Annotated in this window: 15 protein-coding genes; 9 read left to right on the top strand and 6 right to left on the bottom strand. The window is 65.8% G+C overall.

Annotated features, from left to right (window positions below; genetic code table 11):
- Positions 1 to 89: 89 nt before the first annotated feature.
- From MPLG2_RS17715 to MPLG2_RS17700, 4 genes are all read left to right on the top strand, one after another.
- Positions 90 to 830, top strand: a complete 741-nt coding sequence (locus MPLG2_RS17715) for an amino acid ABC transporter ATP-binding protein (protein WP_105187751.1) — start codon at positions 90 to 92, stop codon at positions 828 to 830.
- A 64-nt stretch (positions 831 to 894) separates the two neighbouring features.
- Entirely contained in the window at positions 895 to 1,722 is an 828-nt protein-coding gene (locus tag MPLG2_RS17710; RefSeq protein WP_105187290.1) for a glutamate ABC transporter substrate-binding protein, read from the top strand.
- A gap of 66 nt (positions 1,723 to 1,788) precedes the next feature.
- Positions 1,789 to 2,451, top strand: coding sequence for an amino acid ABC transporter permease (locus MPLG2_RS17705; protein WP_105187289.1), 663 nt, complete (start codon positions 1,789 to 1,791; stop codon positions 2,449 to 2,451).
- A complete protein-coding gene (locus tag MPLG2_RS17700) occupies positions 2,448 to 3,377 on the top strand; it encodes an amino acid ABC transporter permease (protein WP_105187288.1) in 930 nt (309 codons plus the stop codon). The genes MPLG2_RS17705 and MPLG2_RS17700 overlap by 4 nt, the downstream gene beginning before the upstream one ends.
- 317 nt (positions 3,378 to 3,694) lie before the next feature.
- On the opposite strand, the gene MPLG2_RS17695 is transcribed toward MPLG2_RS17700, so the two are convergent.
- On the bottom strand, positions 3,695 to 4,546 hold the full coding sequence (locus MPLG2_RS17695; protein ID WP_105187287.1) for a class II fructose-bisphosphate aldolase: 852 nt from the start codon (positions 4,544 to 4,546) through the stop codon (positions 3,695 to 3,697).
- 134 nt (positions 4,547 to 4,680) lie between these two features.
- Positions 4,681 to 5,208 (bottom strand): 2'-5' RNA ligase family protein, encoded by a 528-nt coding sequence (locus tag MPLG2_RS17690; RefSeq protein WP_105187286.1) that lies wholly within the window; start codon positions 5,206 to 5,208, stop codon positions 4,681 to 4,683.
- A gap of 132 nt (positions 5,209 to 5,340) precedes the next feature.
- Between MPLG2_RS17690 and MPLG2_RS17685 the strand changes: the two genes are divergently transcribed.
- From MPLG2_RS17685 to MPLG2_RS17665, 5 genes are all read left to right on the top strand, one after another.
- Positions 5,341 to 6,459, top strand: a complete 1,119-nt coding sequence (locus MPLG2_RS17685) for a TIGR04053 family radical SAM/SPASM domain-containing protein (RefSeq protein ID WP_105187285.1) — start codon at positions 5,341 to 5,343, stop codon at positions 6,457 to 6,459.
- Positions 6,460 to 6,692: 233 nt separating this feature from the next.
- Positions 6,693 to 7,460 carry a LamB/YcsF family protein gene (locus MPLG2_RS17680; protein WP_105187284.1) on the top strand — a complete coding sequence of 256 codons (768 nt, stop codon included), beginning with the start codon at positions 6,693 to 6,695 and terminating at the stop codon, positions 7,458 to 7,460.
- A complete protein-coding gene (locus MPLG2_RS17675) occupies positions 7,460 to 9,034 on the top strand; it encodes a 5-oxoprolinase subunit B/C family protein (protein ID WP_105187283.1) in 1,575 nt (524 codons plus the stop codon). The genes MPLG2_RS17680 and MPLG2_RS17675 overlap by 1 nt, the downstream gene beginning before the upstream one ends.
- An 83-nt stretch (positions 9,035 to 9,117) precedes the next feature.
- Positions 9,118 to 9,678, top strand: a complete 561-nt coding sequence (locus MPLG2_RS17670; RefSeq protein WP_105187282.1) for an AAA family ATPase — start codon at positions 9,118 to 9,120, stop codon at positions 9,676 to 9,678.
- A gap of 449 nt (positions 9,679 to 10,127) precedes the next feature.
- Positions 10,128 to 11,198 (top strand): IS110 family RNA-guided transposase, encoded by a 1,071-nt coding sequence (locus MPLG2_RS17665; protein ID WP_158680754.1) that lies wholly within the window; start codon positions 10,128 to 10,130, stop codon positions 11,196 to 11,198.
- Between the two features lie 33 nt (positions 11,199 to 11,231).
- Here the strand turns inward: MPLG2_RS17665 and MPLG2_RS17660 are convergent, their stop codons facing one another.
- The 4 genes from MPLG2_RS17660 to MPLG2_RS17645 are packed head-to-tail and all read right to left on the bottom strand — an operon-like array spanning position 11,232 to position 13,718.
- On the bottom strand, positions 11,232 to 11,873 hold the full coding sequence (locus MPLG2_RS17660; protein WP_105187281.1) for a hypothetical protein: 642 nt from the start codon (positions 11,871 to 11,873) through the stop codon (positions 11,232 to 11,234).
- The gene (locus MPLG2_RS17655; RefSeq protein ID WP_105187280.1) at positions 11,873 to 12,460 is read right to left on the bottom strand and encodes a hypothetical protein; all 588 of its coding nucleotides are present in this window, start codon (positions 12,458 to 12,460) and stop codon (positions 11,873 to 11,875) included. Before MPLG2_RS17655 ends, MPLG2_RS17660 begins: the two co-directional genes overlap by 1 nt.
- 17 nt (positions 12,461 to 12,477) lie before the next feature.
- A complete protein-coding gene (locus tag MPLG2_RS17650; RefSeq protein ID WP_105187279.1) occupies positions 12,478 to 13,020 on the bottom strand; it encodes a hypothetical protein in 543 nt (180 codons plus the stop codon).
- The gene (locus MPLG2_RS17645; RefSeq protein WP_197710014.1) at positions 13,020 to 13,718 is read right to left on the bottom strand and encodes a WXG100-like domain-containing protein; all 699 of its coding nucleotides are present in this window, start codon (positions 13,716 to 13,718) and stop codon (positions 13,020 to 13,022) included. The genes MPLG2_RS17650 and MPLG2_RS17645 overlap by 1 nt, the downstream gene beginning before the upstream one ends.
- Between the last annotated feature and the right edge of the window lie 26 nt (positions 13,719 to 13,744).

Here is a 13,744-nt window from a genome sequence, read left to right as displayed (position 1 = left end):
CCCTGGGTGCGGTTTCGATACGGTGACGATCGGCGCACATGCGGGCTCAAGTGCTTGTCGGGCCCCAGGTGTGCCGCTACTGTGCCGCCATGTCTGAGCCCCTCGTCGTGATCGACAAAGTCAATAAGCACTTCGGCGACTTGCATGTTCTCAAAGACATCGATCTGTCGATCGACAAGGGCGAGGTCGTCATCTTGATCGGCCCTTCAGGGTCGGGCAAGTCCACCTTGTGTCGCACCATCAATCGCCTCGAGACCTTCGAGTCCGGCTCGATCACCATCGACGGCAAGACGCTTCCTGATGAGGGCAAGGAACTGGCCGATTTGCGCGCCGACGTGGGCATGGTGTTTCAGTCGTTCAACCTGTTCGCCCACAAGACCATTCTCGAAAACGTCACGCTCGGCCCGATCAAGGTGCGCAAGACACCCAAGGCCGAGGCCGACAAGCGCGCCCTGGAGTTGCTCGACCGGGTCGGCGTGGCGCATCAGAAAGACAAGTACCCGGCCCAACTGTCGGGCGGCCAGCAGCAGAGGGTGGCGATCGCCCGGTCGCTGGCGATGAACCCCAAGGTGATGCTGTTCGACGAACCCACCTCGGCGCTCGACCCCGAGATGGTCAACGAGGTGCTCGACGTCATGGTTCAACTGGCCAAAGAGGGCATGACCATGATCGTCGTCACCCACGAGATGGGGTTCGCCAGAAAGGCCGCTGACAAGGTGGTCTTCTTGGCCGACGGCGAGATCGTCGAGTCGAACACCCCGAACGAGTTCTTCTCGAACCCGACCTCGGCCCGAGCCAAGGACTTCCTGTCCAAGATCCTGACCCACTGAATCGACCCGACCACTCACCGACCGACGAAAAGCACGGAACCGACCAGCAAGGAGTACGTCCGACATGTCAATGAAGAAGAAAATCGGAGCAGTAGTCGCCTCAGCAGCGCTCGCCCTGACGCTGAGTGCCTGTGGAGGCGGAGCCGGTGGCTCGACCAATCTGCAAGCACTCAAGATCGGCATCAAGTTCGACCAGCCGGGCATGGGCCTCAACTCCGGCGGCAAGTACACCGGCTTCGACGTCGACGTCGCTACTTACGTGGCGGGCAAGCTGGGCACGACCCCCGACAAGATCACTTGGGTGCAGGCGCCTTCGGCGCAGCGTGAAACTCTGATCGAGACCGGCCAGGTCGACCTGGTGGTCGCCACGTACTCGATCACCGACGAGCGCAAGAAGAAGGTCAGCTTCGCCGGGCCGTACTTCATCGCCGGCCAAGACCTGCTGATTCGCGCCGACGACACCTCGATCACCGGCCCTGACTCGTTGGGTGGCAAGACTCTGTGTTCGGTGACCGGTTCAACCTCGGCCCAGAACGTCAAGAAGCAGTACCCCGACGTTCAGTTGCGCGAGTTCGGCACCTACTCCGAGTGTGTCGCTGCCTTGGTGGCAAAGGGTGTGGACGCGTTGACCACCGACAACACAATTCTCGCCGGGTACGCCTCGCAGGCGGAGTACGCAGGCAAGCTCAAGGTAGTGGGCAAGACGTTCAGCACCGAGAACTACGGAATCGGCCTGAAGCTCGGCAACACCGACCTGTGCAACAAGGTGACCGACGCCATCAAGGCGATGATCAGTGACGGCTCGTGGCAGAAGGCGGTGGACGCCAACCTCGGCCCGGCAGGGTTCAAGCCGGGCGACGGCAACCCGCCCACGCCGGCCGCCTGCTCCTGACCCGACGACTGGAGGGTGTCGTCTGAAAGGACGGCACCCTCCAGCCATATCTAGAGGGGAGACCCTATGGGTGACATCTTTGCCCGCTACGACTTCTTCGGCGCTTTCTGGCTGACCATCCAACTGTCGTTCTGGAGCGCCCTGGGGGCTCTCGTGATCGGCACCCTGGTAGCCATTCTGCGGGTGTCGCCGGTACCCGTGTTTCGACTCATCGGCACCAGCTACGTCAACCTGGTGCGCAACACTCCACTGACCCTGCTGATGGTGTCGGCCATTCTCGGTCTGTCGCTGATCATGGGCCTGCGACTGTCGAACGACGTGAACATGGACGTCTTTCTGTGGGCGATCGTGGTGCTGAGCGTGTACCACGCCGCGTTCGTATGCGAGGCGCTGCGCAGCGGCGTCAACACCATTCCAACGGGGCAGGCAGAAGCTGCCCGATCGATTGGGCTCACGTTCAGGCAGTCACTCACCGAGGTACTCCTGCCCCAGGCATTTCGTGGGGCGATCGCACCGCTTGGGTCGACCCTGATCGCCCTGATCAAGAACTCCACGGTGGCCTCGGTGATTGGCGCGTCCGAGGCGGCCGGACTGATGGCGACCATCGTCGAGAACGAGACCGGTGGCGTCGCTGTGTTCTTCCTGTTCGCACTCGGCTTCGTGATTCTCACCCTGCCTTTGGGCGTCTGGTTCACCAGCCTGTCGCGCAGACTGGCGGTGAAGCGATGAGCGCCCCGTCGGTTCTATTCGATGCGCCGGGCCCCAAGGCTCGGGCGCGGCACAACGTCCTCACTGCCGTCGGTGCCTTGTTGATCGTCGGCGTGCTGTACTTGGCCGGCGCACGCCTCGCCGAAACAGGCCAGTTGGACGCCGCCAAGTGGGCACCGTTCCTCACTGGAACGGCCTGGACGGCCTATTTGTTGCCGGGTCTGGGCGCCACCCTCACGGCCGCGGCGATCTCGGTGGTTCTGGCCGGCATCTTCGGGCTGATCTTCGGGGTGGGTCGCCTGTCGACTGTGCGTTGGATTCGCATCATCTGTGGCGTCGTCGTGGAGTTCTTCCGCGCTGTTCCGGTGCTGCTGATGATGTACTTCGCGTTCACGCTGTACAGCCGCAACGGAGTGTTTCTGCCCACCATCAACCCGCTCGCAGCGGTCGTGACCGCACTCACCCTGTACAACGGGTCGGTGATCGCCGAGCTGGTTCGCTCAGGCGTGCATGCACTTCCGAAGGGGCAGTCCGAGGCGGGGCTCTCGATCGGCTTGACGCCTCAGCAGACGCTGATGACGATTCAATTGCCGCAGGCGCTGGTGGCTATGCTGCCGGCCCTGATGGGCCAGCTGGTCGTGGTGATCAAAGACACCGCACTCGGCTACGGCATCACCTACATGGAGTTGTTGAACCAGTCGAAGACCCTGGGTTCGGCCTACGCCAACACAGTGCCCGCCTACATGGTGGCCGCGGTGCTGTTCATCATCTTGAACTACGCGATGACCAAGCTCGCCGGTGCCGTTGAGGCTCGGCTGCGCAAACGTCCGATCACCGCTGGCCCGACGACCACCACGATGCCGAACATCGTGCAGGGCGGTGCAGAACCCGGTGGCCCCACCGACGACCTGATCGAGCCGGTGCACCCCCAACCACCCAGGGACTGACACCCGGAATCCGTAACGGCTCTCGTCTCGCGACGAGAGCCGTTCGGGTGTTCAGAGTTGTGTGCCTCCGGCCGATCAGCGGCGTGGCCGTGAGCGTCCGCGCGTCTGAGCGACGGCTGATGAACGCGCGGGCCGTTGGTTTGAGCGTGTCGAAACCCCTCTCAGAGCAATGGTCTCGACACGCTCGACCAGCGAAGAATCAGCGCTTCACTAGTGGTTGTGCCATGGGCGCACGACAGCAACCGTCTCCATCAACGGTGCCCACACGCGACTCGTGATCGCTGGTCGAGCGGTGTCGAGACCCCTCACTCCCGGGGCTAGAACACCCGGTACAGGCAGCGCACCAGCGCGTCCAGGTCGGCCGTGATGGCCGCCTGTGCCGCCACCGTCAGGTCTGAGAACACGTACGTGTCGGGCTTCTCGGTCAGCAGCGTGCGCGCTGCCTCGAGAGCCGCCTTGTCGGCGTAAGTGTAGTAGTTGATCTTGCGCACACCCTGGTCGATGGACGCCCGGTACTCGTCGCAGCTCAGGCCCGAGCCGCCGTGCATCACCACCGGCACACCGCCGGCCCGACGCAGTTCGCCGATCAACTCGTAGTTGATCTTCGGTTCGGCCTTGTACAGCCCGTGCACGGTGCCGAACGAGCACGCCAGTGCGGTCACGCCCGTGGCCGCGACGAACGCCGCCGCGTCGTCCGGTCTGGTGTACAGCGCTTCGTCGGCGGTGCCGGTCGACTCCACCCCGTCTTCACGGCCGGGCATGATGCCGAGCTCGCCCTCGACCCCGAAGCCGTAACCGTCGGCGAGTTCGACCACAGCCCGGGTTTGGGCCACGTTGTCGTCGTACGGCAGCCGCGAACCGTCGAACATGGCCGAGTTGAACCCGACGGCAAAACCTCGCTCGACGTACTCGATCGTCTCGCCGTGGTCGACGTGCACCACCAGCGGCGCGCTCGAGCGGCGCGCCACCTCGACCATCACCGGCCCGATGTCTTCAATCGCGTTGACGGGCTCGTGCACCTGCGCGTGCTGCAGCACCATCGGCACCGCATACCGCTCGGCCACCTTGACCGCCCCGAGCAGCAACTCCAGGGTCGGAGTGTTGATCGCGGCGATACCGCAGTTGGCTCGTTCGGCGTGGTCGAGGGCTTGTCGCAACCCGATCAGCATGCGCGCAGCCCTCTCGTCGTTGCGGCAACCGAGCCGGCGACGCTGCCGACTCGGCACACCCGACTCTAGGCGATTGTCACACCTTTGGTGAGAACCATGTGGTTTTCGCTCTCAGTCGAGGCACCGGATCGACCTCACCGTGCCAGGCCGAACCGGGCCAGCTGCGTCCACCGTCGGCCGTCGAAGCACAGCAGGGTGAGGGCGTCCACCTTGAACGGCACGGGCAGCCGACTGCCGAGCTCGCGCTCGACGGCGTCGAGCACCTCGTCGGGCTGTCCGTCGGCGACGGTCAGGTGCGGCGCGGGGTCGGCGAACCTGCCTTCGTAGGGCGGCGTCTGCGGCCAGCGCGCCCACACGGCTCGGCTCAGCGCCCTGAACGGCTCGGACGGCCGGGGCGCCAGCCAGGCGACGCCGGGAAAGCGCCTGACGTGGGTGAGCGCAGCATCGAACGCGGGCGTGGCGGCTGCGAGCTCAGCGAGCGCCGCCAGTTGCTCATCGGTCACCGATGGCTGCGACAACCAGGGGAACAACACCGTGACGTGGGGCGGTACTCCGAAAGCGAGCGCCGGGTCGTAACGCTCGCGCACGGCCCTCACCAGCTCGTCGCTTTCGGGCACCGTGATCACGATGCCTGTGCTGCCCGTCACGTACCGCTCTGCCATGAGCCGGACCCTACTGCGGGCGTGGCCACGAGTGGCAGGTCGGTTGCGTGCCACGGGTTCAGCGAAGGGCGCTCGCGCGGCGTCGGGGCTTGTTAGGTTCGAAGGGCCGCCACGAAAGGACGCGTCTTCGCCATGGCCCACGGCCACCCCACCAGCATCGGTTCAGTCAAACCCGTCAACTGGGCCTACCAGCGAGCGCCCATGATCGTGTACTGGGAACTCACCAACGCCTGCGGACTGGCCTGCCGCCATTGCCGGGCCACCGCCATGCCCGACCCGGCACCGGGTGAGCTGAGCACTGCCGAGTCGATCGCTCTGCTCGACGACATCACCGGGTTCGGCGACCCGTTGCCGCACGTGGTGATGACCGGAGGCGACCCGCTGATGCGACCCGACCTGCGTGAACTGATCGCCGCTGCCCGGCAGCGCGGCATCGGGGTGTCGCTGGCGCCCGCCGTGACTCCCCTGCTGACGGCCGAGCGCATGCGCGAGTTCGCCGCCGACGGTGTGCAGGCCATTTCGCTCAGCCTGGACGGCTCGTGCGCCGCCCTGCACGACGGCCTGCGCGGAGTTGAAGGCACCTTCGACGCCACCATCGAGGCGCTCGATCAGGCAGCCGATTCCGGTCTGTCGGTGCAGGTGAACACGTTGGTCACAGCCACCACGGCAGACGACCTGCCGGCCATTTACGACCTGCTCGAAGCCCACACGCTGATGCAGTGGAGTCTGTTCTTTCTGATCTCGATCGGCCGCGGCGCCGAACTCACCGAACTCACCCCGGGGGCGGCCGAGCGGGTACTGCTGTGGGCGCAGCGCACGGCCCGCACCGCACCCTGGCGCATCAAGACCACCGAAGCCATGCACTACCGTCGGCTCGGCGCCAATGCCCTGACCCGTGCCGGTCTCGACCGCGCCCAGATCGAACAGCACCCGATCGCGCGCTCCTTCGGCATTCGCGACGGCAACGGCATCGTGTTCGTCAGCCATCAGGGCGACGTCACGCCCTCGGGCTTCCTGCCGTTGACGGTCGGCAACGTGAAGCACACCAGCCTGGTCGAGCTGTATCGCAGCGACCCGACCATGCTGGCACTGCGTGACCCCGAGCAGTTCAAGGGCCGCTGCGGGGCCTGCGAGTTCAACCGCTGGTGCGGTGGCTCACGAGCCCGCGCCTTCGCGTGGACGGGCGATCCGCTCGAATCGGACCCGCTGTGCCCCTACCAACCGCGCGAGCAGGTGCTGGCCGCGCATTGATCGGTGTGCTCTGATCGAGTGCGAAAAGACTGCGTTGATCTGACCCCCGTCTGAGGTGGTCAGATCAACGCTCTGTGCCGTGGCAGACAGCGGCATCGGCGCGACTGCCGCTCGAGTGCCCTCAGTCCGGGGCCCGACCCGGGTCTGTGGTCACACCCGACCATGTCGGCCACGACGAGGGCCCCGACAAAGCTCCACGAGCAGCCTGGGCCGGTCACGGCTAGGTTGTGACCATGGCGCCGAGCATCGACCTCAACAGCGACGTCGGCGAGGGCTTCGCGCTCTGGTCGCTGGGCGACGACGCCGCCATGCTCGCCATCACCTCGAGCGCCAACATCGCCTGCGGGTTTCATGCGGGCGACCCGCGCGGCATGCGGGCCACGCTCGAGATCGCTGCCCGCCACGGCGTCACCCTGGGCGCCCACGTGGCCTACCGAGACCTCGCCGGATTCGGCCGCCGCGACCTCGACGTTTCGGCCGACGACTTGTTCGCCGAGACGATCTACCAGATCGGGGCCCTGCGCGCCCTGGCCAGCAGCGTCGGAACCTCCGTTGACTACGTGAAACCGCACGGCGCCCTCTACAACCGAATCGTGCATGACGAGCGGCAGGCGTCGGCTGTCGTACGAGCCATGGTCGAACTCGACCCCACCCTGGTGCTGCTCGGGCCGCCGGGTGCGGTGGTACTCGACCTGGCCGAAGAGGCCGGGCTGACCACTGCGACCGAGGCGTTCGCCGACCGCGCCTACACCCCTGACGGACGATTGGTGTCACGCCGCGAACCCGGTGCCGTTCTGCACGACCCGACACTGATCGCCGACCGCATGCTCACCCTGGTGCAGACCGGACGGCTCACCGCCGTCGACGGCACCGAACTGCAACTCAGCCCCGACTCGATCTGCGTGCACGGCGACACCGACGGTGCGGTTGCCGTGGCGCGGGCCGTCCGCGAGAAGCTCGAGACCGCCGGGGTGGCCGTCAAACCCTTCGCAACGCGCTGATGGCCGACGACCGCCGGGTGTTGCCGATGGGCGACCGAGCCTGGCTCGTCGAACTGCCCGACCTCGACGACGCGCTGAGGCTGTTCGCGTCGCTCACAGCGGCCCACTTGCCCGGAGTCGTCGAGGCGGTGCCGGCCGCGCGCACCGTGCTGGTGAAGTTCGACCCCCTGACCACGACAGCCGACGAGTTGGGAACTCGGCTGGCATCCCTGCCCGCCGCACCCAAAGCGGCGGCCAGCGGACGCCTGGTCACCATTGCCGTGCATTACGACGGCGACGACCTCGCCGAAGTGGCCGAACTGCTGGGCCTGAGCGAGAGCGAGGTGATCGATCGGCACACCGCCGCCACCTATCGGGTCGCCTTCGGGGGTTTCGCCCCCGGCTTCGCCTACCTCACCGGAGGCGACCCGATCTTCGACGTGCCCCGACGCAGTTCGCCACGCACCCGCATCGCCGCCGGATCGGTGGCCCTGGCCGGCCGGTTCTCGGCGGTGTATCCGCGCGAAAGTCCCGGCGGCTGGCAACTGATCGGCCGCACCGACCAAGCGATGTGGAACCTCGACCGCGACCCTCCGGCCGCCCTGCAGCCGGGCGATCGGGTGCGTTTCGTCGAAGCCGGCGAACCACCGTCGGTCGAGCCCGCCGAGACGCCCACCGACCCACCCCCGGTCGAGCCCGTCGAGACCCCCGCAGCGGCCCTCGAGATCGTCTCCGTCGGCGCACAGGCCCTGCTGCAGGACGACGGACGCCCAGGCATGGCCGCCATGGGCGTGCCCGGCTCGGGCGCCCTCGACCGGTTCGCCCTGCACCAGGCGAACCGGCTGGTCGGCAACCCGTCCGGTACGGTGGCGATCGAGTTCGCCTTCGGTGGTGCCGTGCGCGCGCTCGCTGACGTGGTGGTGTGCGTGTCGGGCGAACGGACGTCGGTCGCCCTCACCCACGCCGACGGCCGCACCACCGCCATCACCCACCCCACGCCGGTGCACCTGCACTGCGGCGACACGCTGACCATCAGCCCGGGGCGGGGCGCCCGCACCTACCTTGCTGTTCGCGGCGGCTTCGACGTGCCGGCCGTGCTGGGCAGCCGCTCATCCGACGTGCTGTCGGGCATCGGTCCGGCGCCCCTAAGGGCCGGCGCCGGACTGGCGATCGCCGCACCGGCCGGCCCGTCGACGGTCGGCGAGCCCGAACCCTGGCCCCGCCGGCTGAGCGCCGGCGTGATCGAACTACCCGTCATGCTGGGCCCGCGTGACGACTGGTTCACCGACGTCGACGAGCTGTTCGCCCAGCCGTGGACGGTCACCCCCCAGTCGAACCGCGTCGGCCTACGGCTGCGTGGCCATCGGCCATTGACCCGCGCGATCGACCACGAGTTGTCCAGCGAGGGCATGGTCGCGGGTGTCATCCAGGTGCCGCCGGACGGGCAGCCTGTGCTGTTTCTGGCCGACCATCCAGTCACCGGCGGCTACCCGGTGATCGCGGTGCTGCACTCATCGGCGCTCGACAAAGCGGGGCAACTGGCACCCGATCAGGTCGTTCGGTTCGTGCGGGCATCGGGCTCGACACCCCAGTGAGACAGAGCCGTCACCCGTGACCAGATTCGCCGGCGTCGTCGACTGTCTGCTGCAGAGCTGCCGCGGCTGCTAGCGTCGCTGCGGTGACGGCCCTGATTCACCTCAACGGCCCGCCGGGCATCGGCAAGTCGACGCTGGCCGCGCGGTACGCCGACCGGCACCCCGGCACGCTGAACCTCGACATCGACACCCTGCACCACCTGATCGGCGGCTGGCGCACCTCACAGGGGCAGTTCCACGATCTGTTGAGGCCGCTCGCCTGGGCGATGGCCGGCACCCACCTGGCCGACGGGCGCGACGTGATTCTGCCGCAGTACGTGGGCGACCTGCAGCAGTTGCAGATCTTCGAACGGGTCGCTCACGACGCCGAAGCCGACTTCATCGAAATCGTGCTGCTCGACGATCGCGACGCCGCCATCGAGCGATTCAACAGCCGCGACGACGACAGCGAGTGGACGCGTGACAACAACGAACTGGTCGCCGATCTGGGCGGTGACGAGTTCCTGGCCGGCATGTACGACCGATTGCTGGCTGTCCTCGAGGCCAGGCCGGACGCAGTCGTCGTACGTAGTGTGCGTGGAGCGATCGACCAGACGGCGGCGACGCTCGACCGGGCGCTCGCAACGCTGTGCGCTGAGGGGTGATCCGACCTGCTGGAACTTCGCCATCGGCTAGTTCACGGTCATCGGCGCGAGTTGCGAGTGGTGCGGACTGATCAACGCGTGGGCCGTTGGTTGAGCTTGTCGAAACCTCTAGCCGCAACGGGTCTCGACAAGCTGTGAGAGTTGGTGGTGGCTGGCCTGGGGCTAGCTGGCAGGGTGGTGGGACCGGTTGTTCGTGTGCGGGTCGTGACCCTTCGACAAGCTGACCGTCCGCAATTGTGCGGGGTGTCTTGGTCGAGATCTGTCCGGCTCGTGCACGGAGAACCGGCCGACCATCCCGGCCCACTCGTTGGCCTGATAGAAGCCCGTCCCACCGCTTTGGCGGGGTGACCGATCACAGTAACGCCACGGGTGACTCTTTCCCCGGGATGGCCGCGCCGGTTCGACCGGCTCGATGCCCAACATCCCGAAAACAGGAGGCTCAGACACCGATGGCCATCGTTGCAGATACCTACACCTATGTGGTGGGTGTGGACACCCACGCCGCCACTCATCATTACGCGATCGTGGAGACCCGTAGCGGCGGCCAGATCACCCACGGGAAGTTCCCCACCCATGCCGCGGGCTTGTTGCGGGCCGTGGATTGGATCAGCCGCCGCACCAGTGTTGACGACAACCCAGCTGTCGACCAGGTGCTGATCAGCATGGAAGGCACCGGCAGTTACGGCGCCCAGGCAGCCGAGCTGCTCGCCGCACGCGGTTACCGGGTCGTCGACGCACCCTCGCCGAAACGGGCTCGTGGCAGCGGCAAGAACGACCACATCGATGCCCTGGTCGCTGCCCGCGGCGCGTTACCCAAGGACAGCGAACGGCTCGCCGACCGACGCGCCGGCCATACCCGTGCCGCGCTGCAGATCCTGCTCACCGCCCGCGACAGCATGCGACGCGACCGGACCCGTTCCAAGAACCAGCTCACCGCGCTGCTACGCACCCACAACCTCGACATCGATGCCCGCAAGGGAATCAACAAGGTCCACATCAGCCTCATTGCGGGCTGGCGCAAGCGGCCCACCGACACCACCCTGGCCCGGATCGCCCGCACCGAAGCGCACCGCCTCGCCACCCGCATCCACACCCTGGACGCCGACCTCGACAGCAACGAGAAAGCCATCAACGCCCTCGTGCGTGAACTCGAACCAACCCTGCTCGACCTGCCCGGCCTCGGACCCATCAACGCCGCCATTGTGCTCGCCGTCTGGTCTCACCCCGGCCGCATCCATGACGAAGCCGGCTTCGCCAAGATCGGCGGCGTCTGCCCCCTGGAGATCTCCTCGGGCAACTCCAAGGATCATCGCCTCAACCGCACCGGCGACCGACAACTCAACTCAGCCCTGAACTCCATCGCGAACACCCGCATGCGACACGACGAAACCACCAAGGCCTACGTCAAGAAACGCAAACAGCAAGGCCAAACCAAACCCCGAATCCGACGCTGCCTCAAGCGCTACATCGCCCGCCAAATCTTCCGACACCTCAACACGACCACCCTTGACAAGACATAGAAGCGTCTCGACCAGTGCTCCCGAAGGATCGGATCAAACAATCGCGTTGAGTCGGCGCAGAATAGTGGCCGCGCTTTCCAGCTCCTCGTCGATTCGCTGACGAGGCCACTTCTGGCTGCCACCCAACACCCACATCAGCCACAACTCCTGCACGGCCATGCAGGTGATGATGATGTGCTGAGGAATGGACGACGTCGCCTCGCCCGCTCCACTCTCCGAGGGCGGCCTCAGCAACAAGCCGGAGGCTCGCTGAGCCAGCAGATCCTGTCCTTGCGCCGACTCGTCGACACCAGGTAGTTCGATGAGCCCCGCGAACGGATCTTTGGAGCCGCCTTCGAGTTCGGCACGTCTAGCAGCCCCGCAGAAAGTCAGCCGAATCGGCTCGTAGATGGTGACGTTGCCGGTGAACGGCACCGCCCGCAAGGCGTCCGCACCCGACAACAACACGGCCCCACGCCCAGCCAGATCGGCCAAGGCGAGCAGAGCTGTGAGGTTTCGCACTTTCGACTCGCTCTTCATCGAAAGTGACTTCAACGCAGACTGGACGGCGCGCACACCCGCCTTGCCTAAATACTCATCGGCTTCGGCGAACAGCTGCTGGAACTCGGCGGTGATGTTCTCCGAAAGTTCTGCCCACTCGGCGGTGGACAGCTTTTCCGGCTGTGCTGGAGACATCAGAGCCTTTCCAGGGTTTCGCCGTCGGCGAGCGGTGCAGCGGCCAGTGCCGCCTGGGTCATGATGGCCCAGTAGACCTCGATGTCGGACAACTCCAGATTTGTCAGCGTGCGCTCGCCGCCGAGAAAGGCGGGCTGAATAGCGCCTGCGCACTGGTCGAAAGGCACCGACTCCACCCCGGCGGCTGCCAGCCACTGCGCGAACAACGGGGTTTCGACCAAGTCGAGCATGACCGGCGTCGACAACAAACCGAGAAACTCTCCCTTGGGCACGAGCGGCTCCAACGACATGTCGAAGGGGTCGATCAGCGCCACCTCGGGCTCGCCGGACTTTCCCAGGGTTGCGTCGGTGACGCAGTACTGCCGGCCGAGCCAGTCGAACGCGAACGGTTCGACCGTGCCGTCGAAGTCGAAGGCATCGTTGAGAAACTCGGTCGCCGTCTGTCCTGAGACCGAGTCGTGAAACTTGAAGATGCCGCGCGCGAAAGACGCCCCGCAGGCATGGATTCGCGCGTAGCTGTCACCGACCAGCGGTTGAGTCCACGGCCCTCCTGCGCCTCTTATGTCTGGATCGATCCTCAGTCCCATCAGTACCTCACTGCCTGTCAGCTGACTGTTACACCACTGTAGGGGGTGCCCATGCCGTCGCCGCTGATCAAGTTTCTGATCTGCGCACCGGTGCTGCGGTTGACGCTCAGGTTCAGTAGCCACGTATTGGCCACGTCGTCCATACCACCCAACTGCAACTCATGGATGTGGTCGATGTCCATGTCTTTCGGCAGCTGGCTACCCTTCAAGCCCAGCAGTGCAGCGAATCGGTCACGTAGCCCGGACTGGCGCGGAGGGACCGGAGTTTTACGAAGTGCCCCTTCTTGAGCCAGCCGGTTCAACTCCGCGACTTTCGCGTCCATCTGCCTGCGCTGGTCAGGGGTCCACCGCTTCTTGTACTTCAGCTGCAACACGCGCCCGGCCGGCGGCGTCATGTCGGGCTTGTCGTCGAACTTGTCCTGGGCGCGAACACGGCGAGCGACGTCGTCGATGTGGTCGTTCATGTTGTCCGCAACTTGGTGCAGCCGGTCTTTCGCCCGGGCGGCTCCTTTGAGTACGGCTTCGCGCGTCTCGCGCATCAAAGGCTTCAGGCCTGACATCAGGCATCACCACCAAAGTCGAGGGCGGAAAACTCGGCGAAGAAGGTCGAGGTGATCGCCTGAATGTCGGCCCCATGCATCTTCATGGTCGCCTGAGCGTTGTCCAGCGCTTCGAGGTCGGCGAAGAACTCGTCGGAATCACCGGCGGTCGCCTCAACCACGGGCGCATCGAGCACGGCGTCGATGATGGCGGGCAGGCCGTCGGCCAGGGGCTCGATCACCAAAGGCGCCAACTGCATCAGCAGTTGTTCGACGGCGATGTCGACCGCGGCGTTCAGCAGCTTCTTCTTGATCAACAGCATCGGGCCCGCCCCGGCCGCGGTGAACGGGTTGGTCAACATCGCGATCAGGGCGATCAGGGTCGAACTCACGTCGACGATCACCTTCACCTTCAACGCCGTGATCGCGACGGCACCCACGTCCATCGCACCGGCGGCCGGCGGCATCAGGTCGATCAGTTTCTGCAGGTTCTGGGAGCGGTTGGTGTTCCAGGCGCTCATGGTGGCCGGCCCGGTTTGGCCCTTGATCGCGGTCACCAGCTCGTTGTTCACCTGACGATCGACGGCCTGGATCACCGTCTCGAGATCGTTGCCGAAGCCGCGTAGCAGGTCGGCGCCCTTGGTCACCTCGTCTTCGTCGATGTCGGGCCATTCGAACCCGAGCTTCTCCATGATCCAGACGAGCTCGTTGGGCAACATCATTCCCACGACGCAACCACCGCCTT

The sequence above is a fragment of the Micropruina glycogenica genome, from assembly GCF_900289045.1.
GTDB lineage: Bacteria > Actinomycetota > Actinomycetes > Propionibacteriales > Propionibacteriaceae > Micropruina > Micropruina glycogenica.
This window is presented reverse-complemented; position numbering and strand designations above follow the sequence as displayed.

Excerpts from the sequence above, each read along its gene's own strand:
- MPLG2_RS17715 (WP_105187751.1), top strand. The coding sequence starts at position 90 with ATGTCTGAGCCCCTCGTCGTGATCGACAAAGTCAATAAGCACTTCGGC.
- MPLG2_RS17710 (WP_105187290.1), top strand. The coding sequence starts at position 895 with ATGTCAATGAAGAAGAAAATCGGAGCAGTAGTCGCCTCAGCAGCGCTC.
- MPLG2_RS17705 (WP_105187289.1), top strand. The coding sequence starts at position 1,789 with ATGGGTGACATCTTTGCCCGCTACGACTTCTTCGGCGCTTTCTGGCTG.
- MPLG2_RS17700 (WP_105187288.1), top strand. The coding sequence starts at position 2,448 with ATGAGCGCCCCGTCGGTTCTATTCGATGCGCCGGGCCCCAAGGCTCGG.
- MPLG2_RS17695 (WP_105187287.1), bottom strand. The coding sequence starts at position 4,546 with ATGCTGATCGGGTTGCGACAAGCCCTCGACCACGCCGAACGAGCCAAC.
- MPLG2_RS17690 (WP_105187286.1), bottom strand. The coding sequence starts at position 5,208 with ATGGCAGAGCGGTACGTGACGGGCAGCACAGGCATCGTGATCACGGTG.
- MPLG2_RS17685 (WP_105187285.1), top strand. The coding sequence starts at position 5,341 with ATGGCCCACGGCCACCCCACCAGCATCGGTTCAGTCAAACCCGTCAAC.
- MPLG2_RS17680 (WP_105187284.1), top strand. The coding sequence starts at position 6,693 with ATGGCGCCGAGCATCGACCTCAACAGCGACGTCGGCGAGGGCTTCGCG.
- MPLG2_RS17675 (WP_105187283.1), top strand. The coding sequence starts at position 7,460 with ATGGCCGACGACCGCCGGGTGTTGCCGATGGGCGACCGAGCCTGGCTC.
- MPLG2_RS17665 (WP_158680754.1), top strand. The coding sequence starts at position 10,128 with ATGGCCATCGTTGCAGATACCTACACCTATGTGGTGGGTGTGGACACC.
- MPLG2_RS17660 (WP_105187281.1), bottom strand. The coding sequence starts at position 11,873 with ATGTCTCCAGCACAGCCGGAAAAGCTGTCCACCGCCGAGTGGGCAGAA.
- MPLG2_RS17655 (WP_105187280.1), bottom strand. The coding sequence starts at position 12,460 with ATGGGACTGAGGATCGATCCAGACATAAGAGGCGCAGGAGGGCCGTGG.
- MPLG2_RS17650 (WP_105187279.1), bottom strand. The coding sequence starts at position 13,020 with ATGTCAGGCCTGAAGCCTTTGATGCGCGAGACGCGCGAAGCCGTACTC.
- MPLG2_RS17645 (WP_197710014.1), bottom strand. The coding sequence starts at position 13,718 with ATGTTGCCCAACGAGCTCGTCTGGATCATGGAGAAGCTCGGGTTCGAA.